The sequence below is a fragment of the Cytobacillus sp. Bva_UNVM-123 genome (genome assembly GCF_046351715.2).
In the GTDB taxonomy this organism is placed as follows: domain Bacteria; phylum Bacillota; class Bacilli; order Bacillales; family Cytobacillaceae; genus Cytobacillus.
Window position 1 is genome coordinate 1,854,871 of the sequence record NZ_CM177772.1, and the last position, 23,064, is coordinate 1,877,934.

The 23,064-nt window shown below is 35.5% G+C and carries 22 protein-coding genes and 1 riboswitch; of the genes, 11 read left to right on the plus strand and 11 right to left on the minus strand.

The window, feature by feature from the left end; genetic code table 11:
• Window positions 1-36: 36 nt before the first annotated feature.
• Genes KDN24_RS09090 through KDN24_RS09110 form a run of 5 tightly spaced genes read right to left on the minus strand, consistent with a single transcriptional unit; the run spans window position 37 to window position 3,613 of the window.
• A complete protein-coding gene (locus KDN24_RS09090) occupies window positions 37-804 on the minus strand; it encodes a TatD family hydrolase (protein WP_409974545.1) in 768 nt (255 codons plus the stop codon).
• Window positions 801-1,544: an ABC transporter ATP-binding protein gene (locus KDN24_RS09095; protein WP_409974546.1), complete on the minus strand. Its 744-nt coding sequence runs from the start codon at window positions 1,542-1,544 to the stop codon at window positions 801-803. The genes KDN24_RS09090 and KDN24_RS09095 overlap by 4 nt, the downstream gene beginning before the upstream one ends.
• Window positions 1,541-2,308 carry an ABC transporter permease gene (locus tag KDN24_RS09100; RefSeq protein ID WP_409974547.1) on the minus strand — a complete coding sequence of 256 codons (768 nt, stop codon included), beginning with the start codon at window positions 2,306-2,308 and terminating at the stop codon, window positions 1,541-1,543. Before KDN24_RS09100 ends, KDN24_RS09095 begins: the two co-directional genes overlap by 4 nt.
• Window positions 2,305-2,598, minus strand: coding sequence for a thiamine-binding protein (locus tag KDN24_RS09105; RefSeq protein ID WP_409974548.1), 294 nt, complete (start codon window positions 2,596-2,598; stop codon window positions 2,305-2,307). The genes KDN24_RS09100 and KDN24_RS09105 overlap by 4 nt, the downstream gene beginning before the upstream one ends.
• A gap of 13 nt (window positions 2,599-2,611) precedes the next feature.
• The gene (locus tag KDN24_RS09110; RefSeq protein ID WP_409974549.1) at window positions 2,612-3,613 is read right to left on the minus strand and encodes an ABC transporter substrate-binding protein; all 1,002 of its coding nucleotides are present in this window, start codon (window positions 3,611-3,613) and stop codon (window positions 2,612-2,614) included.
• Window positions 3,614-3,968: 355 nt separating this feature from the next.
• Window positions 3,969-4,076: riboswitch (TPP riboswitch) on the minus strand.
• 205 nt (window positions 4,077-4,281) lie between these two features.
• Here KDN24_RS09110 and KDN24_RS09115 point away from each other — a divergent pair.
• Window positions 4,282-4,881 carry a cell wall hydrolase gene (locus tag KDN24_RS09115; RefSeq protein ID WP_409974550.1) on the plus strand — a complete coding sequence of 200 codons (600 nt, stop codon included), beginning with the start codon at window positions 4,282-4,284 and terminating at the stop codon, window positions 4,879-4,881.
• Between the two features lie 131 nt (window positions 4,882-5,012).
• Here KDN24_RS09115 and KDN24_RS09120 read toward each other — a convergent pair whose 3' ends face one another.
• On the minus strand, window positions 5,013-5,429 hold the full coding sequence (locus KDN24_RS09120; protein WP_491348387.1) for a YkvA family protein: 417 nt from the start codon (window positions 5,427-5,429) through the stop codon (window positions 5,013-5,015).
• A gap of 141 nt (window positions 5,430-5,570) precedes the next feature.
• Between KDN24_RS09120 and KDN24_RS09125 the strand changes: the two genes are divergently transcribed.
• On the plus strand, window positions 5,571-6,152 hold the full coding sequence (locus tag KDN24_RS09125) for an SCO family protein (RefSeq protein WP_409974552.1): 582 nt from the start codon (window positions 5,571-5,573) through the stop codon (window positions 6,150-6,152).
• 19 nt (window positions 6,153-6,171) lie between these two features.
• On the opposite strand, the gene KDN24_RS09130 is transcribed toward KDN24_RS09125, so the two are convergent.
• Complete coding sequence (locus KDN24_RS09130; RefSeq protein WP_409974553.1) at window positions 6,172-7,047, minus strand: metal-dependent hydrolase; 876 nt, start codon at window positions 7,045-7,047, stop codon at window positions 6,172-6,174.
• A 210-nt stretch (window positions 7,048-7,257) separates the two neighbouring features.
• Between KDN24_RS09130 and KDN24_RS09135 the strand changes: the two genes are divergently transcribed.
• The 4 genes from KDN24_RS09135 (at window position 7,258) to KDN24_RS09150 (ending at window position 14,920) form a co-directional block, all read left to right on the plus strand.
• Window positions 7,258-7,938, plus strand: coding sequence for a M50 family metallopeptidase (locus KDN24_RS09135; protein WP_409974554.1), 681 nt, complete (start codon window positions 7,258-7,260; stop codon window positions 7,936-7,938).
• A 325-nt stretch (window positions 7,939-8,263) separates the two neighbouring features.
• Complete coding sequence (locus KDN24_RS09140; protein WP_409974555.1) at window positions 8,264-9,844, plus strand: peptide chain release factor 3; 1,581 nt, start codon at window positions 8,264-8,266, stop codon at window positions 9,842-9,844.
• Window positions 9,845-10,062: 218 nt separating this feature from the next.
• Window positions 10,063-11,451, plus strand: coding sequence for a Na+/H+ antiporter NhaC (gene nhaC / locus KDN24_RS09145; RefSeq protein WP_409974556.1), 1,389 nt, complete (start codon window positions 10,063-10,065; stop codon window positions 11,449-11,451).
• 190 nt (window positions 11,452-11,641) lie between these two features.
• The gene (locus tag KDN24_RS09150; RefSeq protein WP_409974557.1) at window positions 11,642-14,920 is read left to right on the plus strand and encodes an efflux RND transporter permease subunit; all 3,279 of its coding nucleotides are present in this window, start codon (window positions 11,642-11,644) and stop codon (window positions 14,918-14,920) included.
• An 89-nt stretch (window positions 14,921-15,009) separates the two neighbouring features.
• Here the strand turns inward: KDN24_RS09150 and KDN24_RS09155 are convergent, their stop codons facing one another.
• Window positions 15,010-15,180, minus strand: coding sequence for a hypothetical protein (locus tag KDN24_RS09155; RefSeq protein WP_409974558.1), 171 nt, complete (start codon window positions 15,178-15,180; stop codon window positions 15,010-15,012).
• Window positions 15,181-15,267: 87 nt separating this feature from the next.
• Between KDN24_RS09155 and KDN24_RS09160 the strand changes: the two genes are divergently transcribed.
• The 3 genes from KDN24_RS09160 (at window position 15,268) to KDN24_RS09170 (ending at window position 18,389) form a co-directional block, all read left to right on the plus strand.
• Complete coding sequence (locus KDN24_RS09160; protein ID WP_491348388.1) at window positions 15,268-16,308, plus strand: DUF5667 domain-containing protein; 1,041 nt, start codon at window positions 15,268-15,270, stop codon at window positions 16,306-16,308.
• Between the two features lie 162 nt (window positions 16,309-16,470).
• Complete coding sequence (sigI, locus tag KDN24_RS09165; protein WP_409974561.1) at window positions 16,471-17,217, plus strand: RNA polymerase sigma factor SigI; 747 nt, start codon at window positions 16,471-16,473, stop codon at window positions 17,215-17,217.
• On the plus strand, window positions 17,214-18,389 hold the full coding sequence (locus KDN24_RS09170; RefSeq protein WP_409974562.1) for an anti-sigma factor domain-containing protein: 1,176 nt from the start codon (window positions 17,214-17,216) through the stop codon (window positions 18,387-18,389). The genes sigI and KDN24_RS09170 overlap by 4 nt, the downstream gene beginning before the upstream one ends.
• Before the next feature lie 149 nt (window positions 18,390-18,538).
• Here the strand turns inward: KDN24_RS09170 and KDN24_RS09175 are convergent, their stop codons facing one another.
• Window positions 18,539-18,736, minus strand: coding sequence for an alpha/beta-type small acid-soluble spore protein (locus KDN24_RS09175; RefSeq protein ID WP_409974563.1), 198 nt, complete (start codon window positions 18,734-18,736; stop codon window positions 18,539-18,541).
• A 175-nt stretch (window positions 18,737-18,911) separates the two neighbouring features.
• Between KDN24_RS09175 and KDN24_RS09180 the strand changes: the two genes are divergently transcribed.
• Window positions 18,912-20,276: a TrkH family potassium uptake protein gene (locus KDN24_RS09180; RefSeq protein ID WP_409974564.1), complete on the plus strand. Its 1,365-nt coding sequence runs from the start codon at window positions 18,912-18,914 to the stop codon at window positions 20,274-20,276.
• Between the two features lie 71 nt (window positions 20,277-20,347).
• Here the strand turns inward: KDN24_RS09180 and KDN24_RS09185 are convergent, their stop codons facing one another.
• A complete protein-coding gene (locus KDN24_RS09185; protein WP_409974565.1) occupies window positions 20,348-20,710 on the minus strand; it encodes a DUF3905 domain-containing protein in 363 nt (120 codons plus the stop codon).
• Between the two features lie 206 nt (window positions 20,711-20,916).
• On the opposite strand from KDN24_RS09185, the gene ykzP reads away from it, so the two are divergent.
• A complete protein-coding gene (ykzP, locus tag KDN24_RS09190; protein ID WP_409974566.1) occupies window positions 20,917-21,078 on the plus strand; it encodes a protein YkzP in 162 nt (53 codons plus the stop codon).
• A 49-nt stretch (window positions 21,079-21,127) separates the two neighbouring features.
• Here ykzP and KDN24_RS09195 read toward each other — a convergent pair whose 3' ends face one another.
• Entirely contained in the window at window positions 21,128-22,873 is a 1,746-nt protein-coding gene (locus KDN24_RS09195) for a B12-binding domain-containing radical SAM protein (protein WP_409974567.1), read from the minus strand.
• Between the last annotated feature and the right edge of the window lie 191 nt (window positions 22,874-23,064).

The following is a 23,064-nucleotide window of genomic DNA, read 5'->3' on the forward strand; positions in this document are numbered from 1 at the left end:
AAGCTAGTTTGCTGTTTGTATAATGGGTTTTATTTTTTATACTAGTGAGTAAAAGTTTTTTGTATTGTCAAATATTTGATGATAGGTCGTGTCTTTGTCTACCATTTTTATCTTAGCTAACATTAAGATAGATTCGTGCATCATATTTGAATGTGTCATTAATCCTTGGAAAGGACCTTCAAATGGCCAAGGTCCATCTGTTTCCACCATCATTTTCTCTAAAGGAAAAGTCATTGCAAGCTTTTGAATTTCTTGTTCATAAACAATATCAGGTGTAACAGATATATAGTAACCATTATTGATGAGACGTTCAATAGTCTTATTATCGCCTTTAAACCAATGAAAATGCGCCTTCTGAATAGAGTGCTTTTCCAATAGTTCACACACGATTGGGGCGTCATCGTAAACAGCATGAAGGACAATCGGTTTATCCCATTGCTTCGCTAATAGGATAAAAGCTTCTAATAGTTCGATATATGGAGCTTGTGAAACGGCTTTTTCTTGCCGTAAATAATAGGGCAGACCTACTTCACCAACAGCTATCATTCGCTCTTTATGCTTCTTCATCCAGCTTATAAGTTCTTCTCGCTCAGCTTCGCTTGGAAGTGCCTGCTCAGGGTGAAAGCCGAATGCAGGCTTTACTTTTGAATATTTATTGGCAAGCAGTAAAGTTTTTTTCGCTGATCGCAAGTCCATCGAAACAGAAACAAGAGCCTCGGTTTCATGATACTTACTTGCTAATTCATAAATTTCCTCGTCCTTATATTGATCAAGATGAATATGGGCATCAATCATCCTTCTCACTTAATCTTTCCTCCCTTTAACGCAAAGTGGATTGTTTTTTTACAATGTAAAAACTGCTCATCAAGCAATAGTTCTTCTTTTCTAGGACGTGAAAAAGGAACAGAAAGCTCAAAACTAACATGTGCAGGTCGAGTGGACAAAACTAAAACTCGATCAGATAAAAACAGCGCTTCATCAATATTATGGGTGACAAATAAAATGGTTGGTTTATGTAACTCCCAAACATCAAGTAACCATTTTTGCATGTCTAATCTCGTTAATTCATCTAAAGCAGAAAAAGGTTCATCTAAACAAATAATTGGCTGTGGGCTTAATAAAGCACGAATAAATGCAGCTCTTTGCTTCATTCCACCTGATAACTCATGTGGAAAGGATTCAAGATAATTCCCAAGACCAGCTCTTTTTAACATGTGGATGGCTGTTTCTTTATCCGTTTTTCCTTGTAATTCCTGGCCTAAAAGAACATTTTGAACGATAGTTCGCCAAGGAAGCAGAGAAGGGGTTTGTGGCATATAGCTAATCATTCCACGTTGTCCATTAATAGGTTTCCCTTGTAATGTGATAGTTCCTTTTTCTGGGACGATTAAGCCACCTATTATATTAAAAAGAGTGCTTTTGCCACTACCAGAAGGACCAAGGATGGAAACAAATTCTCCTTCCTTCACTTGTAAATGGAGCTCGTTGATTATTCCGTGTTTCCCGAAGCTTTTTGAGAGATTTTCGATTGCGAGTAAAGTCATTGTATATCATCTCCCTTCATTTTCCAGCGAATTAGAGAATGCTCAATTAATTTTATGACAGCAAAAAAGAGCAAGCTTAATGCCATAATGGCAAAAATGGCAACAAATACACGGTCTGTTCGAAATGAAGATGAGGCAAGTGTCATATACACCCCAACTCCCATCTTAGCTCCAAGCCACTCTGATATAACCGCACCCATTACACTATATGTCGCAGAAATTTTTAATCCAGAAAACATAGCTGGAAGTGAATAAGGAAGCTCTAATTTCCAAAAAAGCTGCTTACGGTTTGCTCCGGCCATCATCATATAGTGTTTTAAATCGCTAGGTGTTTGTTTAAAACCATCAAGTGTCGCAACCGTAATCGGGAAGAAACATACTAATGTAATGACGATAAGCTTCGGTAAAAGCCCAAACCCAAACCATATGACTAATAGTGGTGCAAGGACGATAATCGGTATGTTTTGCGATAAGATTAATAGCGGGTAGACCGATTCTCTTATAAATGGCAGCAGATGAAGAATAATGGCTGTTAGTAGACCGATGCTTGAGCCAATTACAAAACCTAGCAAAGATAACTTTATCGTTGAGAGAAAGTGTGAGAAAAAGCTCGTCCATCCGTTAATTGCTTCTGAAAATATTGCAGAAGGTGGGGGGAGAAGCCATTCTTGAATCCCTGCCATTTTGACGATTGCTTCCCAAATAATGAATAAAAGGAGGAGAAGGAATCCTGGTCTCCATCCTTTCAATAAATAACTTTTCATGAACGGTATTTCTCCGTTAAATCATCCATGGCAATTCCTGTTGGCTGATAGAGTATCTTTATTTGTGAAATAACATTTCTGCTTCCAATCTCAATCATTCTTTCGTTCATGTCAGCAATGATTTTAAGCAACTGTCCTAATTCACCTTCCATTGTTGTTTCTAACGGGTGCACTTCATATTTAACACCTGATTCATCGATAATGCGGATCGCCTCATCAACATATGGAATCACATCTTCTCCATTTTTTGTTTTCGGAATAATTTGGATACTTAATAATGTATTAGTCACTGGTTACATCCCCTTATTTTGGCAAAAATTCGTTTGTAAATGCTTTTTCTGCTTCCAATTCTTTGTCAAGAAGACCGTTTTCAAACATCCAGTTTGCATAGTTTTTCCAAACTTCAAGTTTTTGTTCTCCCCATCTAGCCGCATCATCTTGATAATAAGGTGCTAACCATTCTTGACTTTTTTTCACAAGCGCCTCATCTAAATCTGGTGCAGATTTCAAAAGGATATCCGCAGCAGCTTCTGGATTGTTGATAGTAAATTCATATCCTTTTGAAGCGGCTTTAATGAAGGCTTTTACTATTTCTGGGTTTTTCTCAATCATCTTTTCACTCGTAGCGAGAACTGGGGTGTAATAGTCAAGTTTATCAGTATAATCCGTTAAATAAACCATATTTATTTTCTCTCCACGAAGTTCTGCTTCAACACCTGTCCAACCGTAAAATATCCAAGCAAAATCAATGTCTCTTTTCACCGCAGTAAAGAAGTCCGTATCTCCCATAGTGACAATGGAAACGTCTTCAACATTTGCCTTTTCGACCTTCATTAATGAATCAATGACTGCCTTTTCGACAGGTGAACCCCAACCACCATATGTTTTTCCAGTAAAATCTTTAGGCGAAGTAATATTTTTCTCAGTTGGGGAAGCAAATCCAGATGTATTATGTTGAATAACAGCTGCGATGGAGACAAGTGGAACTCCTTGAATCCGAGCTTGTGTAATGCTTTCTTGATAGCTGACACCGAAATCTGCCTTGCCTGTTGCTGTAAGCTGATCAGCACCCGCTTCTCCAGGCATAATAATCTCTACATCTAATCCTTCTTCAGCAAAAAAGCCTTTTTCCTTTGCCACATATAATCCAGTATGGTTTGTGTTTGGCGTCCAATCGAGGACGACAGAAACTTTCTTCGGTTCCTTTTGATCTTTATCGTTTCCAGACGGTGTCACTTGTTCATTACTCTTCCCGCATCCTACTAGTACAAGAACAGTAAAAATGACGGTTAACCATTTTTTCATATGTAATACCTCCAATTGTCTAGTCTTCGGCAAGTCGCCTCCGCTTTTCATTGTCCAGCTTTGGCTCCTAGGGACTCGAGGTCTTAAGTCAAGCTGTCAAGTAGGTAAAGAACAACCTACCTACCAGCTTGTCTTAAGCTTGTCGTCCCTAAGCAGTCGCCTCCGCTTTTCATTGTCCAGCTTTGGCTCCTAGGGACTCGAGGTCTTAAGCCAAGCTGTCAAGTAGGTAAAGAACAACCTACTCGCCAACTTGTCTTAAGCTTGTCGTCCCTAAGCAGTCGCCTCCGTTTTTCTTTTTTTTGGAAATAAAAAACGCCCAAGGTAAAGAACCCGGGCGCATATAAGCGAAACATAGTTGGTGCTCGAATATGTTCCCTCCGCTGGTATTACCCAGATCAGGTTCTAAGGGTTATCATCAATTGATGAAATCTCAACCATTTTCACGGTTCCCCTACATTTCAGCCTATTAAGTTTAAAAAGCGTTTTTTATTCCTTATTCATTATAACAGATAAGTTTTATTTGCCTAGTAAAAAAGCATAAACTGATTATTTCCTAGATCTCCCTTAATTCACATGGAAATTATTTGGGTGTGGAGTCGAATGAAAATCTATGTTACGGTAATAACGTCTTAAAGGAATAGAAGAAAATATGATGGAGGAGATTCAATATGAAGATTCTTGCAGCTATATTTGCAGGGCTTATGATTCTCTCATTCCAATTTGTCCCGTCAGCAATTAAGCATTCATATGCGAAAACATTAGATAATGTTCATATATATACTGTTAAAAAAGGCGATACATTTTTAAAAATAGGGGTAAAGAATGGAGTATCAGAGCTCGAGCTAAAACAAATAAATGGTAAAAAATCGGATGACATTCATCCTGGTGAAAAAATAATCATTCCAAAATCCATCTCTAATGATGAAAAGGATCTGTTAGCAAGGCTTGTTTATGCAGAGGCAAAAGGGGAGCCATACGATGGAAAGGTAGCTGTCGCATTAGTTGTGTTAAATCGTGTAGAAGACAAGCGATTCCCAGATACGATTAAAGATGTCATTTATGAAGATAAACAATTTCAGCCTGTTGACAATGGATCGATTAACAAACCAGCGGATGCTCAATCAAAAAATGCTGTAATGGAAGCCCTTGCTCTTCAAGAACAAGGTACAAAATCAATTTATTTTTTTAATCCTGATAAAACGAGTGACAGCTGGCTGAGAACGAAAACAGTTACGAAAGTTATTGGCAATCACCGTTTCGCAAAATAAAAAATGCAGCTTCGATTTACAAACACCTGGTTTCTCTATCAATAAATCATATATTCGAATGACTGAATAATTCGAATGTATTTTATGAGAGAGCCAGGTTTTTTGATGAGGAGAAATTATTTATAATCGTTTTATTTAAGCTGGCTTTCATTTTGTACTGTATTCTGTTTCCAAAGGTGATACTTCTCGATCTCACCAGAGAGCTGTTTAATGGCAAAAGAAATAACAGCTGCATCATCGATAATTCCAATTCCGAATAAAAAGTCAGGAATAATATCGATGGGTGAAACGAAATAGAGGATGGAGGCGATAATTAAGACAATTGATTTCTTGGAAATATTTCGATATTCTCCAGTTGACCAAGACTTAAGTAATTCGGTAAGAAGTTGAAAATTATTCCATACCTTTGCTAATGAACCTTTATTTTTTTTTGCTTTTTTCTTCGTTTTATTGATTAAATTTGCCGTTTTCTTCGGGTTATCGACATACTTTTTGGCAAGTGATTCGAATCGTTTATAGCCTAATTGATATTTTTCTTTATTTAGCATATTGTCCACCCTTCATAGAAAAATTTTTGATAATGATCATTTATATTTTACATATAAAAGTGTTTTTAATCACGATCGTATTGGCAGAAATAATTTAAGTTAGTAATGGGAGAGTATTGTAATGAAAAGGAGAAGGTTTGCTTGAAAAAAAGAAAAAGAATGAAATGGGCATCGTTTATTGTTTTTTGTTTTTTATTGACAGGCTGTGCAGAAAAACCAAGTTTTCAAGCAGAATATGCTTGGAAACTGCAAGATTTTAATGCAGTCACACAAGATGGAAAAAATGTGAGCAGCAATGATTATATGGGGGAAGCTTGGGTTGCAAATTTTATTTTTACAAATTGCACCACAGTCTGTTTACCGATGACAGCAAATATGGCAAAGCTTCAGGAAATGCTAGCAGCAGAAAAAGTAAAGGCTAAGATGGTGTCGTTTTCTGTTGACCCAGAAAGAGATACACCTGACGTATTAAGTGAATATGCTGAAAAATATGAAGCAGATTTAAATACATGGAATTTTTTAACTGGATACTCCCAAGAAGATATACAAGCTATTGCAAAAAATTTTAAAACACTTGCTCAAAAGGAAGAAGGCACTGATCAAGTTACACACGGTACAAAAATCTTTCTGATCAATCGCGACGGTGTCATTGTGAAGGGCTACAATGGACTTGATGTACCATATGATAAAATAATTGCTGATTTAAAATTACTGAATGATTAAAAGATGAGGAGAAAGCCCCTCATCTTTTTGTATTTTTCTCGATAAATTCAAATAAAAAGGACTGTCCATTGCGATAAAAACGGGGGTCATAAAGTCCAAGCCGTTCATGATCATCTACGAGTACAACAAATGGTGCCCATTCGTATAGGGTCTTTGCTTCTGGCTTTTCTTCAAAAAGCATGTCCAAGTCTGCATGTATCGCTGATTGCAAAACGACTTGTCTACGCTTTTCCTGAAATAAATTATCTTTATAAATCGTGATGGTATTGTCTTTTTTAGCAATGACATGGAAATTCCATGGAATAAAATCAGCTGAAAGTGCAATTTGCTCATACTTTTCTTCGTATTGTTTGTAAATAAAGTAGCCCTGTGTAGTCTGAATAACGACATTAATCACAATAAACAACCATGCTATTTTGAAATAATGAGGAGCTTTTACTTTATTACGCCGTGAAAAAATGTAGGCAATTCCTAAAATCAGCCAAAATACTAAATCAACTATTGGAATCGTGCCAAATGTGACCCTCATTGATGAAAATGGTTCGAAATAGCCTGTTCCCCAAGCATTGAAAAGATCACTAGTATCATGAATAAAAACGGCAAGCAAGCCTAGGAAAAATAACCTTTTATCCTTTGTTTTAAAGAATAACATGCTGAGCAAAAAAAAGAGCAACGCCCAAAGGGGTGTTAGGAAAAGTGAATGGGTAATTCCTCGATGCCACATTTGATATTGGCCTTCTGTATCCCAGAATCTAGAAATAACATCAATATCCGGAATTAAACTTGCTCCAACAGAGGTCATTAAGAATGCTTTTTTATGATTTTTATCCATTTCCTTTTTATCGATAGTACCATATAAGGCAAATCCAAATAGTGTATGGGTAATGGAATCCATCAGTTACCTCCCCAAAAAATAATTTATCATAATTAAATTTCATCAGTCACAATAACTTAATTATAATTCTTAAAAAGTAAAAAAACGAATTAATAAGAAATGTATGCCATTCTAATCTATGAAACTTCTCGTTACTCATTTCGTATTATAAATGAACATAATAGTGAAAGTTTATTGACAATTTAAGAATCTAATAAAGGAGTTTTTATATTGAACACGATTAAAGGGCTAATAAGTTGGAAATTTTTCATCTTTGTTGTTGCAGCCATTATTTTAACAAATATCCCGATTATCGGAAATTATGTAAAACTAATAAATACTGTTATCCATGAATCAGGTCATGCATTAATGGCATTATTTGGTGGAAAGGTGCATAAAATTTCATTGTTCACTAATACCGAAGGTGTAACGTATACAAGTCATTCAGGTTGGTTTGGTGGCTTTTTTACTGGGATTGCAGGCTATGTGTTTTCCTCCTTTATGGCTTTCCTATCTTTATGGCTTATTAGTAGGAAAAAATACAAACCATTGATTATCATTCTACTTATTTTTATTGTTGTAAATTTAGTCTTTTGGGTACGCAATTTTTATGGCTTGTTTTGGCTTATTTCCTTTGGAGCTGCTTTTCTTCTTTTGCTTTATAAAGGTTCAGGCTCGCTCGTTCAAAATTGTCTTTTGTTAATTGCAAGTATCTTACTAGTTGAATCGATTTCCTCATCCTTTACAATTTTAATGTTAAGCTTCGTGCAATCGAATGCTGCTGGTGATGCTACTGGGCTTGCAAATGCGACTGTTATTGTTCCGGCACAATTTTGGGGACTTTTCTTTTTTGCACAGGCACTCGCTTTTCTTTTTGCTGGATTCAGGACTCGTGCCTATCGAATAGACTAATAGAATTCCACCTTTGGGTAATGCCTCAGGTGGCTTTTTTTGTAATTTCTTTAGGAATGGATGTGTCGGCTGATAAAAGGTTGGATTCGGCTGATAAATACTTCTAATCGGCTGATAAACAAGCAAACTCCGCTGATAAATAGTTAAAATCCGCTGATAAAATAAAAGCTTGCACTAAATTATTATGATTAAGAAATTTATGGTGCTGCAAAATATACAGCCTTGCAATCTGTTTTTCAGGAAGATAAAATTATACTATTGTTTAGTTTTTTCGATAAACAAAGTTGAATGTGATTTTATTTAAGAATCAGTGAGGAAAATTTACATGAATAAAAAATTTAATGATGAAGTATTATCACGAAGAACGTTCGCGATTATTTCCCACCCGGATGCAGGGAAAACAACGCTTACTGAGAAGTTGCTTCTCTTCGGTGGTGCAATACGTGATGCAGGGACGGTTAAGGGTAAGAAAACAGGAAAATATGCAACAAGCGACTGGATGGAAATTGAAAAGCAACGGGGAATTTCTGTAACATCTAGTGTCATGCAGTTTGATTATAATGGGGCTAGGGTAAATATTCTTGATACACCAGGTCACCAAGATTTTAGTGAAGATACGTACCGAACATTAACAGCGGTAGATAGCGCAGTTATGATTATTGACTCGGCTAAAGGGATTGAAGAACAGACTCTAAAGCTATTTAAGGTTTGCCGCATGAGAGGAATTCCTATTTTTACTTTTATAAACAAACTTGATCGCCAAGGAAGAACACCGCTAGAGCTGCTTGCTGAGCTTGAAGAAGTGATGGGAATCGAATCATATCCTATGAACTGGCCGATCGGTATGGGGAAAGAGTTTTTAGGAATTTACGACCGTTTTAACAAGCGGATTGAACAATTTCGTGTTGACGAAGAGAAGCGTTTTGTTGCTTTAAATGAAGACGGTGAGATTGATGGGGAGCATACATTAAAGAGTTCAGGTCTTTATGAGCAGACACTTGAAGAAATCTTGCTGCTGAATGAAGCGGGAAATGAATTTTCAGCAGAAAGAATTGCAAACGGAGAGCTCACTCCAGTATTTTTCGGCAGTGCATTAACGAATTTTGGTGTCCAAACATTTTTAGAGTCATACTTGCAATTCGCTCCACCTCCACAGGCACGCAATTCAACTGTGGGTGAAATTGATCCGCTTTCAGAAAGCTTTTCAGGATTTATTTTTAAAATTCAAGCTAATATGAATCCAGCACATCGTGATAGAATTGCTTTCCTGCGAATATGCTCAGGGCAATTTGAAAGAGGGATGTCTGTAAATATTCCAAGGCTTGAAAAGCAAATTAAGCTTTCACAGTCAACACAATTTATGGCGGATGATAGAACAACTGTTGATACGGCTGTGAGTGGCGACATTATTGGTATTTATGATACGGGCACATACCAAATTGGGGATACACTAACATCGGGGAAAGATCATTTTCAGTTTGAGCGGCTTCCGCAATTCACTCCTGAGCTCTTCGTAAAAGTGTATGCAAAAAATGTAATGAAACAAAAGCATTTTCATAAAGGTATTCAGCAGCTTGTTCAGGAAGGGGCCATTCAGCTTTATAAAACGGTGAAAACAGAGGATTTATTGCTTGGTGCAGTCGGACAGCTTCAGTTTGAAGTGTTTGAACATAGAATGAGAAATGAATATAATACTGAAGTGATTATGGAAAGAATTGGTTCGAAAATTGTCCGCTGGGTTGAAGGAGATGAAGTGAGCGAAAATCTTTCAAGTTCCCGCAGTGTGCTCGTTCATGATCGATTCGAGAAGAATGTATTTTTATTTGAGAATGATTTTGCACTTCGTTGGTTCCAAGAAAAAAATCCGGATGTGAAATTATATAATCCAATGGATTCAGAACATTAAATTTGGTAAACGGTTCCTATTTTAGGAACCGTTTTTTTATTGCTTGGAAAGCAACAACAAAAAGCTTTCTTGACAAAATGCAATCCTATTATTATATTAATATTATATTTTGCTTTAATGCTAAAAAGCGTTCAAGTAAGTTAGTGGATTAAATATATTTTACACGAGCTCTTTCTTCAGTTGAGCTCTTTTATTTTTTATTTAAGGAGGAAGAATCAATGAAGGAAGACCAAGCCATTACATTAAAACCGATTGAAGCATTTATCATTACATTTATTTTATTAGGTGGAATTAGCTCTGCTATTATTTTTGCTGGTGTTGTCCCACATATTCCTATTGTACTAGCCATTATGGCGTTATTTTTATATGGAATTGTAAAAAAGGTGAAGATTAAGGAGTTGGAGGCTGGTTTAATAGATGGCGCCAAATCGGGTTTAGGAGCGATATTTATTTTCTTTCTCATTGGCATGCTAATTAGCAGTTGGATGGTGAGTGGAACAATACCGACATTCATTTATTCTGCCTTAGAAGTAGTAAATGGGAAGTTTTTTTATGCGATTGCATTTGTCGTTACTTCCATAATTGGAATGAGTATTGGTAGCTCACTAACAACAGCAGCTACGTTAGGTGTTGCTTTTATGAGCGTCTCATCAGCACTTGGATTATCTGATTCTATTACAGCCGGCGCTATTATTTCCGGTGCATTTTTTGGGGACAAAATGTCTCCTCTTTCTGATACAACAAATTTAGCATCAATGATTGTGAAAGTTGATATGTTCGAGCATATTCGTAATATGGCATGGACAACCGTACCTGCTTTCATTATCTCATTTATTCTTTTCGCGTTTTTATCACCTAGAGAGGCTGCTGCTGACTTTTCCAAAATAACTTTTTTAAAGAAAACATTATTGGAACTTGGATTTGTTCATTGGTATTCTGTGATACCTTTTATTATTTTAGCTATTTGTGCATTAAAGAGAGTTTCTGCACTTGTTACATTATCTGCCGGAATTATATCCGCATTAATATGTAGTCTTTTTATTCAAAAGGATTTTGCTTTTGATAAAATGATGAATATCCTTTTTTCTGGGTTTGAATCAAACAGTGGGTCAAAGGAAATTGATGCCCTTCTTTCAAGCGGAGGGATTGAAAGTATGATGTTTTCCATTTCTTTAGTATTATTAGCTCTCGCAATGGGAGGACTTTTGTTTAAATTAGGAATTATACCAGCATTGTTAAAAGGGATGCAACGATTATTACGGAAAGTTTCAACTTTAATTGCTTCGACAGCTTGTACAGCGATCGGCATCAATTTTTTACTTGGAGAGCAGTATCTCTCGATTTTATTAACTGGAAATGCTTTTCAAAATTCATATGAAGCTGCAGGGCTGCAGCTTAAAAACCTTTCAAGAGTGCTAGAGGATGCGGGGACGGTTGTTAATCCGTTAGTGCCTTGGAGTGTATGTGGTGTATTTTTAACAGGTGTTTTGGGGGTTGAGACAATCCAGTACTTGCCCTTCACCTTTTTTTGTTTATTATCCCCACTATTAACTGTCGTTTACGGGGTTACTGGCTTTACTATTACAAAAAATGAGAAAGCAGCTTAATGGCTGCTTTCTCATTTTTTGTATTTAATGAACTAAATTCGGTTTCACGTATATTACACATAAATTGTAGTATGTTTGCTTGCACCGTCATATGTCCTTTTATATAGTTATAATGGGTTGTCTAAATATAGGCTTGATATGATATCCAAATTAATGTACATATACAGTCCATTTGAAAGGAGCATCATTTGTGAAAATTAGTAATTTCTCGATTAAACGACCGATTTTTACACTTGTAACGATGTTTTTAATCTTAATCCTCGGTATCGTTTCTCTCTTAAATATCCCGATGAAGCTAATTCCTGATATTAATCCGCCAGTCGGGGTTGTTGTGACAACATATCCAGGAGCAAGTCCTGAAGAGGTAATGGAAAAGGTGACAAAACCATTGGAAGGAAATCTTGCAACACTTCCTGGGGTAAAAACGATGACCTCTTCCTCACAAGAAAGTGCAAATCTAATTTTACTACAATTTTCCTGGACTACAAATATTGATGACATTCAAAATGAAGTGATGCAACGCATCGATCAAACACCAATGACTGATGGAGTAGATCGTCCACGATTTTTAAAATTCGATCCATCACAATTTCCGGTCATTCAATTGTCACTTAGTTCTAACGAAGATGCGAGTATGTTAAGACAAATTGCCGATCAGTTGAAATTGGAACTGACAAAGGTTAATGGTGTTGCGAGTGTAAACCTTTCAGGGACGGAAATTAAAGAGGTACGTGTTGAGCTTAATCAAGAAAAATTACAGGAATATAAGTTAAGCCAAGAAGATATTGTCAATGTGATTCAATCAAATAATATATCATTGCCTGGGGATACGATTTTAACTAGTGACAAAGAATTAACGACCAGAATCATCAGTTCGATTGATTCAATTGAGACGTTAAAAAATCTTACTGTAGCAATGAACCCTCTTAATGGTAGTAAAATAAAGCTTAAGGAAATTAGTCAGGTAGTGCTAAGAAATCAAGATGACCGAACGATTACAAGAACAAACCAAGCTCCCTCGGTATTATTAAGCGTCTTACAGCAGTCGGATGCCAATACTGCTGAAGTATCCCGGGAATTCAAACAGGAGCTTGATAAATTATTGGCAACAGAGAAATATGAAAATATTGATTATGATGTTCTTTTTGATCAAGGTGATTTTATTCAGCTTGCTATTGGAAATATTTCCAATTCCTTAATCCTTGGTGGGTTGTTCGCCATGATTGTACTTTTCTTCTTCTTAAGAAATGTGAAAAGCCCCCTGATTATTGGCATATCGATTCCGTATTCCGTCATTTTCACATTTGTTCTCATGTATTTCTCGAAGTTCACACTTAATATTATGACATTGGGTGGACTTGCACTTGGAATTGGAATGCTTGTCGATAATTCAATTGTTGTCATTGAAAACATTTATCGTCACTTGTCGATGGGGAAAAATTCAAAAGAAGCTGCAATGGATGGAACGAAAGAAATTGGTGGGGCGATTACAGCTTCTACTTTGACGACTGTTGCCGTGTTCCTACCTGTTGTGTTCATAACAGGGATTATTGGTGAACTTTTTACAGAATTTGCAATGACTATTTCCTTTAGTTTATTTGCTTCATTAGTTGTCGCTCTTACAGTCGTTCCAATGCTTGCAAGCAGACTGTTAAAGGCTCCGAAAAAAGACATTGAAATAAAAAGACAAAACTCTATCATCATGCTCAATCTTGAAAAAGCTGTTAAGTGGTCACTGCGGCATCGTGCTGCTGTTATTATCATTTCACTTTTGCTTCTTGGTGGTGGGGCATATGGGTTAACGACAGTAGGAACGCAATTTCTGCCAAGTACAGATGAAGGATTTTTTACGATACGTGTTGATTTAGAAAATGGGACTGCATTAACTGAAACGGAGAAAGTTGTTGCTTCAATGGAAAAAGAGCTAGCAGAGGAAGAAGAAGTTGATACATATGTAAGTCTGACCGGTACAACTCAAGAAGGCTCCTTCCGTGGCTCGAAAAATGCAAATGTCGCAGAGTTTTATGTGAAAATGAAGGGATTAAATAAACGTGAACGCTCAACTTTACAATTTGTTGATGACATCAAGAAAACTCTAGAAAGAGTTGCTAAAACAGCAAATCAAACTGCGAAATTAAGTTTTAGTGCTCAATCTTCATCAGGATCGACTCCAAACACATTAACTTTTAGTGTAAGGAATTCGAATATGACACAACTAAATTCGAATGTTGATCAAATATTTGAACAGTTAAAAGAACTTGATGATGTGACAGAATTATCAACAGATTTAATGAATGCAGTTGAAGAAGTTCAAATTACTGTTGATCGTGACAAAGCATTAGAGCATGGTTTAGCTCCTGGGCAAATTGCGATGATGGTGAATGATGTTACACGTGGGAATAGGGCAACGCAAATGATTGATAAAGAATCGAATATTTATAGTATATTCGTCGAATATGACAAGGAAGTAACGCAGAATTTAGATAAATTAAAAACACTTCTCATTAAAAAGCCTAATGGAAGCTATGTTGCTCTTGGTGATGTAACAAATATTGAGCAAGGAGAAGGGCCTGTCAGAATACAACGTATAAACCAGCAAAGAGCTGTTCAATTTACCCTAAAATATAAGTCAACAACTAACTTAGGAGTTGTGTCTAAAGCTGTTGATAAAAAAATTGCAGAGCTTAATCTCCCTGATGAAACTGAAATTGTCTTCAGCGGAGAGCGTGAACTATTAGATTCTGCAATGGATGATATGATTATGGCGTTCGTGTTAGCGATTATTTTTATTTATCTTGTGATGGCTGCCCAATTCGAATCCTTGAAATATCCTTTCGTCATTATGTTTACAGTACCACTTATGGTGATTGGAGTGGCAATTGCCCTGACAGCATCAAGAACACCGATTGGGATTACAGCGATTATAGGAATTATTGTTTTAGCTGGTATTGTCGTTAATAATGCGATCGTTATTGCAGATTATATTAATAAAAAGAAAAAAAGTGGATTAAAAGCATATGACGCCATTGTCATTTCAGTTAAAGATCGAGCTAGACCGATCTTTATGACAGCTTTAACAACGATTCTTGGCTTAATTCCTCTTGCATTGGGGATTGGAGAAGGGACAGAAATTAATCAACCGATGGGAATTGCCGTTATCGGCGGGTTAATAAGTAGTACACTTTTAACTTTATTTGTCATTCCTGTTGTATATAGCTTTTTTGATAAAGAGACTCGTCGTTTAAATAAAATGTATGCAACACCAGATGGAGATTTAATTCCTGCATATTTATTAGAAGAACGAGCGGAGACAGTTGAAGAACAGGAAGAGGAAAATGAGTCTCAAGTTTCCGTTTCAGAGAAACGACAATATACACGTAATGATATGGAGAATATGCTTGAAGAGCTTTTGAAAATTGTTAAAACAGATAGGAATGATGGAAACAAGCAAAATCAAGATAAAGAATGATGAAGCTAAGCTTTGCTATGCATATGAAATTATATGTGAATGTGAATTAAGTTTATTTTATAGAACCTTTTTCTAGTTTGAAAAAGGTTCTATTTTTTATTTTTATCATCTTTCAGTCGTAAAACAGCATTAAAAAAAATCGATAGTATCACATAGAGATATTGTAGTAGAAAAAAATTTTCAAGCAACTCAAGATCATGCGCTAGTCCTATTTTTGAATAATAATGATAGTGCTTTTTTAGCGTTTGCCAAAAATTCATATTTGCACCCCCAAAAAAATCTTCTTTCCTCTCGTACCCATGTAATGAATAAGCGGGCCGCTTAAATACAACTATGAGGTGAAATGAATGAAGTACTTATCTAACAAAGAATTGGCAAAAATAACAAAAGGTACACTAGCTTTAGTCATTGCAGGTACGCTTACTTTTTCTACTACAAATGCATTTGCAAATGAAAAGGATGAAACTGTAGAAAAAACATATCAGACTGTTGATTTACCCCATAGTGTAACGAATACATCTAAGCAAGAAGTGAATGAGACAGAGACACCTTCTCTAATACCAGGAAGTTTCTTCTATTTTGCTAAAATTGCATTCGAAAAAATGCATTTAGCTGTTACTTTTGATAAAGAGAAAGAAGCAAAAATACTTGCTGAATATGCCGCAGAACGATTTGCAGAAGCAGATGTCCTTTTTAAAAATGGAAAGGAAGATGAAGCTACTGAATTAATTAAAAAGGCGATTGAACATATTTCAAACATAGAAAATATTGCTTCCAATGATAAAGATTCAACTGAGGAATCTACAAAAACCGAAAATCCGAAAGTTGAAAATGGAAAAATAGATGTTGTGACCAAAGAGGAAGGAGCAACTGATGAAGTAAATCAATTACTTTCACAAAATATCATTGCTCTTAAAGCAGCATTAGAAAAAGTTAAAAATCCGGTTGCGAAGGCAGCTTTACAAAAAAATATTGAAAAAAGCTATGCAAAGTTGGCGAAGAAAATCGCTAAACTTGAGAAAAAATATGAACTAAAAAATGAAGAACAAGATGTTATTACAGATGAAAAACCAAATAATAATGAGAATTCTGAAGTGACTAAAGAAGTGAAAGTAAATAATGAAATGAAAAAGACTGATGAAGCTGCTGCCATTTCAGTAAATGTCCCAAAAGAGACAAAGGCTAAGGTAAAACAAGAAAAACAAGCAGAGCACGAGCAGGTAAAATTAGCACGTGAAAAAGAGAAAGAAGCACGTAAATTAGTTAAACAAGAAGAAAAGGTAAAACGTGAAGAAGCAAAGAAGCAATGGAAGGAAATGAAAAATCAGGAGAAGCAAGAACGAAAAGAATATAAACAAAACATGAAGAATGAGCATCAAAAACATTAACATGAGCAAAAACAAAAAAAGAACGAAAATAAACAATAGTAAAGCATGAACAATTAGCAAGAAAGCCGCTCTATTTTTGTGGCTTTCTTGTATCATAGCTGACCCTTATAAAAACAAGCGTTGCCTCGTATGGTATAATGTGTTGGGTAAAGAGGTGAGGCTATGCTAAGTATGCTGTTCATGGCAAAAAAGCGAAAAAACACACTTGAAGAAACGATAATCGCAATACAGCAGGGCAATATACAACTACAAAATGAATTAATCGAAACATATAAGCCATTTATTGCAAAAACAGTGTCATCTGTTTGTAAAAGATATATCTATGAGTCAGATGATGAATTTAGCATTGGCCTAATCGCGTTTAATGAAGCGATCCAAAAATTTAGTCCTGAAAAAGGGAATTCTCTTATAAGCTTTGCTGAGGTTCTCATTAAACGGAGAGTTATTGACTATATTCGTACACAAGTAAAACATCAAAATCTAAGCTTTGAGATTTCCACTGAACTAGATGAAGATGAATTTCCACGTTCTTACATTGAGGATGAATTATCCCTAGAGAACTACCGAAAGAAAACCGATGAAGAATTAAGACGTGATGAGATAAAGCAATTTATTGAAGTACTCCGAGAGTTTGACTTATCATTTCAAGACTTAATTGAACAAACACCAAAGCATGCAGATGCACGAAAAAACGCAATGACCGTTGCACAAATACTTGCTGGTGAATCTGACCTGAAAAATAGTTTACTTGAAAAAAAGCGACTTCCTATTAAACAACTTGAAAAATATGTTTCAATAAGCAGAAAAACAATCGAAAGAAATCGGAAATATATTATTGCTATTTCGCTAATCTTAATCGGAGATTATATTTATTTAAAGGATTACATAAAAGGGGTGTTGGAAGCGTGAAAAAAGGAATAATCATGGAAATAAATAAGGATTTTTTAACGCTCCTAACGCCGGAAGGTGAATTTCTCCGTGCCAGTAATCATCATAAACACTATGAAATTGGCCAGGAAATTGATTTTTTTCCTGTTGTTCAAGAAGAAAGAAGGAAATTATTCCTACTCGACTTTTTAAAAAGTTTTAAAATGAAGGCAGCTTTCGCTGTTGCCTTATTGTTTTTTTTAGTATTTGCAATGCTCATGCCTTTTTCCAATGATAATGAAGTATATGCATATATGTCGATTGATGCAAACCCAAGTATTGAATTAGGCGTCAATAGTAAATTCCAAGTAATTGAAATGACGCCTTACAATGAAAATGGAAAACAAATTATTGCTAATCTTCATAATTGGAAAAAGAAAACTATTCACGTCTTAACGAGTGAAATTGTTCGAGAGATGAAAGAACAGGGATTTATCCATAATAATCATTCAGTATTGCTCGCTGCTGTATCCGAGAAAGAGAATGAGTTAGAGTTAAATGACCGCTGGAAAAAAGAAATGGTAGAAATAAAAAATATGATTAATAGTGAACAGCTTGAATTAAAGGTTGTTGAGGGATCAAAAGAGGAGCGAGCAATAGCAAAAGATAAGGGACTTACTACAGGTCAATATAAAGAAAATCAATTAAAAGCAAGCCAGTCAACCTCTCAAAATAAAATGGAGTCAAGTTCGAAGTCTACGAAAGAAAATAAAGGGGATAAACAAATTCCGCCAGGGCAGGCAAACAAAAACAACCATCAGAGTCCTGGACAGGATAAGAAAAAAGAGAGCAATCATAATCAACATTCATCTAATTGGAAGAACGAAAATAATCAAAACAAAAATATAGAAAAGAAACAAAAAAATAACGAGAAGCAAAAACAGCAAAATTATCAAGAAAACCATCAAGGCAATCACCAAAAAGGTCAAGGAAATAACCAAAACCATCAAGGCAATCAACAAAAAGGTCAAGGAAATAACCAAAACCGTAAAGGGAATCAACAAAAAGGTCAAGGAAATAACCAAAACCATCAAGGCAATCAGCAAAAAGGCCAAGGGAAAGGCCAAAACCATCAAGGCAATCAGCAAAAAAGCCAAGGGAATCAGAAAAAGGGACAAGGGAATCAAAAAAAGCATCAAGATAATCAGCAATAACAAGAAAAGGTATTTAATAAACAGCGTCATATTAATGAAAACCAAAAACATAAGAATAAATAAAAAGTCCGGAGAAATCCGGACTTTTATTCTTGTCTAAGAAATATATGTGATTTGCTTTCACAACGAGGAACATGTCATACTTTAGATTATTTATTGTTCCCGCCTAATTGTGCTTGAGCTTGTTGTACGAGTCTTTTTGTTATTTCTCCACCAACGGAACCATTTGCTCGTGAAGCAGTATCAGATCCTAATGTGACGCCAAATTCTTGGGCAATCTCATACTTAACTTGATCTAAATATTGTTCAATACCAGGAACAAGTAATTTATTGCTGCTATTTGCCAATGTATTTCATCTCCTCTATAAAATTAGGACAGAAGAAAATCCTCTGTAATGGTAGTATGATGTAAAAATTCAATTTCATAAGTGGTAATATTTTTTCTTAATTTACACTTTCAATTAACAAATATTTTCTTTATGATAGGATAGATAAAAACGAATGAAAGGAAAATATTATTCAATGTGGAAAAAGATAAAAGTCTGGCTGAAAAAATTATCACCCGCTCAGGCTATATCAGGCTATTATCTATTGGCCGTTACAGTCTCTGTATTATTATTAAGAATTCCTGCAGTCCATTTGCCAGGTGTAAAGGTAGCATTCATTGATACGGTTTTTACAGCGGTAAGTGCAGTAAGTGTTACCGGTTTAACGGTTGTAAATATTTCCGAAACATATAGTACATTCGGTTACTTTGTTATTATGTTCGTGCTTCAATTTGGCGGAATTGGAATTATGGCATTAGGAACGTTTTTTTGGTTGATTTTAGGCAGGAAAATTGGTTTGCGCAGCCGTCGATTAATAATGGCCGATCATAACCAATTCGCTTTATCAGGGCTCGTTAATTTGATTCGTGAAATCATTAAAATTATTCTTGTCATTGAACTAGTAGGAGCAATCATTTTAGGGTTTCATTTTTTAAAATATTATTCGGCATGGGAAGAAGCATTTCTCCATGGTTTGTTTGCTTCTGTCAGTGCGACAACAAATGCTGGAATGGATATAACCGGTTCCTCACTCGTTCCTTTTGAGAGTGATTACTTTGTTCAACTCATTAATATTATTTTGATCGCCCTTGGCGCAATTGGTTTTCCAGTGTTAATAGAAGCAAAACAGTATTTATATAATAAAAAGAATGAACTAGGTCTTGCTTTTCGGTTTTCTTTGTTTACAAAGCTAACGACACTTACTTACGCAATTTTGCTCGTTGTTGGAACGATTGCGATTTTAATTTTAGAATTTCGACATTATTTTAAAGGGATGTCATGGCACCAAAGCTTTTTCTATGCCTTATTTCAGTCAGCCACGACAAGAAGTGCTGGACTCACTACAATGGATGTAAGTGAATATTCATTGCCAACATTATTAGTGCTAAGTGTATTAATGTTTATTGGTGCCTCTCCAAGTTCAGTTGGTGGCGGAATAAGAACGACAACTTTTGCATTAAACATTTTGTTTATTTTTCATTTTGCGAAGGGAATTCGTGATATTAAAATTTTTAATCGGGAATTGCATCAAGATGATATATTAAAATCATTGGCGATTACTATACTAGCTAGTGGAATGTGCTTAATTTCCGTTTTAATTATGTGCTTTACAGAAAAACAGCATGAGCTTATCGAAATTATCTTTGAAGTATGCTCAGCCTTCGGTACAACAGGGATGTCAATGGGAATTACCCCAGACTTAAGCATAGTAGGGAAATGCATTATTATGATCTTGATGTTTATTGGTCGAATTGGTTTAACTTCCTTCCTGTTTATTATTGGTGGGAAAGAGAAAAAGACGAACTATCATTATCCGAAAGAAAGAATAATTATTGGATAAAAAAATCCGGGACTATGTTCCCGGATTTTTTTATATCTTGCTGTGTTATAAGACGAGCCTATGTCCATTTCTTAATCTGTTCCCCTGCTGACATCATGTGTCGGGTGCATAAATGGACTAGCATTTGGCCGCTTTTTCTTTTCGAGCAAATCTTTGTTTTCTCCTGTATTCCAGCCGATATCATTTGTTGGATGGACCCATTCATCTCCAGCCATAATCGCAGGATCAGTATTCTCACTCCAATTTTCTAATGGGGATTGCTCGGAAGCATACGAACTGTCACCAATTATGACATCATGTGAATTCTTGAAAGTTGGCTCCATTTTAATCCCGGTGCCTTTAAAACTAGGTGCCTCAATTTGGTGTGGAAGTGTTTCATCAATACCAATATTTTCCCCAGCTTGTATATTCTCATTTTCTTCTTTTCTTTTCATGTTCTCACCTTTTCATGCCATTTTACTTATTAGCATTCGTTAATCGAATTATTTTATGAATCACTTTTCAAATTTATCGTAAGTAATAAGAATGAATGAAAATATGAGAAAAGAAAACAATAGAATAAAGCCATCTCGTTTGTTGTTGGAATATTTATCTTTATTCTTTTAAAGGGTAAGATGCTGGTGAATAGGAGGTATTTGTAATGGTGAAGAGAAAGGCACAATTTGATGCAGCAGAAAAGTATGCGAAAACACCGAAAAAAAATTTGCAAGAAGCTGATTTTTCAACTGAGTTTAGTGCAGGAGAAAATCCAATGAAAGGGGCAAACCGAAACTCGAAAGCAGGAAGAAAGGGAAGAGCTTGAATGAAAAGCAAAGAACCGGTTCAAGTAATTGCCGGTTCTTTGCTTAAACTTATTTGGAAAGAGCTGAGAAAAGTAATGTCTTTTCATTAATCGAATCGAAATAAGCAAGAAGGATAGTAGGGTTTTTTCGGATTTTTCCATTTATAAAATAGTCTTCAATATTAAACGATAGCATTTCGATTAGGGTATGTTTATAAATATCTTTTTCATTCAGTTGGAGTTCTACAAACTTCGTTCCAAATGGAGTAGGGTTTTGTAGAATGCTTTGATAAATAGCCGATCTCTTCTGCCTATCTAAACTTATATTCCACCAAGGTTTTCTTGGTTTGTACTTTTGTCTTGAAAGATAGTCATATTTCATTAAGTCCTTAATAATTTCTAAATCATTTATTTCTTCCGATTGCAGAAATTCATAAAGACGCTTGAATAAATCCTCCAATTGATGGCCAATTCTTGACCAGCCTCTTTCCTCCCAATATGTTCCGAAAGCCTGAAAGAAATCAAATGCAGATGGAAAAACATTTGACACGATATATTCGATTGTAAAATCCATTCTATGTGCATTCCAATATTTTTCAAGCACATCTTCAACTTGTTTGATTTTAATGATATCGTCAAATGATAGAACATTATTTCCGAGCATCTCATATGGCGCATTGTCCATATAGACATAATGATGCTCTTCTGCACGTAATCGCAATCCAGTCCCTCTTAATAACTTCAAAAATCCTAGCTGAAGCTCTTCTGGTCTCATTGCGAAAACATCATTAAATGTTTTTCTGAAGGAGTGATAATCTTCTTCTGGTAAACCAGCGATTAAGTCGAGATGCTGGTCGATTTTCCCTCCGTCTTTTACCATCGTAACGGTACGAGATAGCTTCTCAAAATTCTGTTTTCTCATGACAAGTTCATTTGTATAATCATTTGTTGATTGAACACCGATTTCAAAGCGGAATAATCCTGGTGGCGCCTCTTTATTTAAAAATTCAATGACTTCCGGCCGCATAATATCAGCTGTAATTTCAAACTGAAAAACGGTACCGGGCAAATGCTCATCAATAAGAAATTGGAACATTTCCATTGCATAACTCCGACTTATATTGAATGTACGGTCAACGAACTTAATCGTCCTTGCACCATTGTTCATTAAATAACGAATATCTTCTTTAATCTTTTCGCGATCAAAGTAGCGTACACCAACTTCAATGGAAGAAAGACAAAATTGACAAGAGAATGGGCAGCCGCGACTTGTTTCAATATAAGTAACACGTTTTGAAAGATGAGGAAGATCCTCCTCAAACCTAAATGGTGACGGCAGATCCCGCAAGTCGAGCTTATTGCGTTGTGGATTAATCTTAACCACTCCATCTTTCCGGTAGGCAATGCCATGTACATTTTCGATGTTGTGTTCGCTAGTTAACTGAACTAGTAGTTGTTTAAACGTTTCTTCCCCTTCTCCAATGACAATAAAGTCAAATTCATTAACTGAGTTCATCCAATCCATCACATCATATGTAACTTCAGGACCCCCTACGATAATTTTGATAGAAGGATCAATCTTCTTAATCATTTTTACAACTTTAATTGTTTCTTCAATATTCCATATATAGCAGCTAAAGCCAATAATTTTAGGTTTTTTCTGAATGAGATCTGTAACGATATTCATAACGGGATCTTTAATCGTATATTCTGCGAGATCAATATTAAATTCAGGTTGAGCAAATGCCTTTAAATAGCGAATGGCAATATTCGTATGAATGTATTTTGCATTTAAAGTCGAACAAATAATTTTCATTTATTGGAGCCCCTTTAAAAATAATAAAACATCAACTAGTAATTATAACTTATTGTTGACGAAATTGATAGGCAGGAACCCCTTTTATGTTTCAGTTCATCATAGCTTTTGCTTTTACAAGTAACAAGATTAATGCATTAAAGTAAAAAACCCAACGCATGTAACTAGATTTGTAGTAAAATTTAGAATAT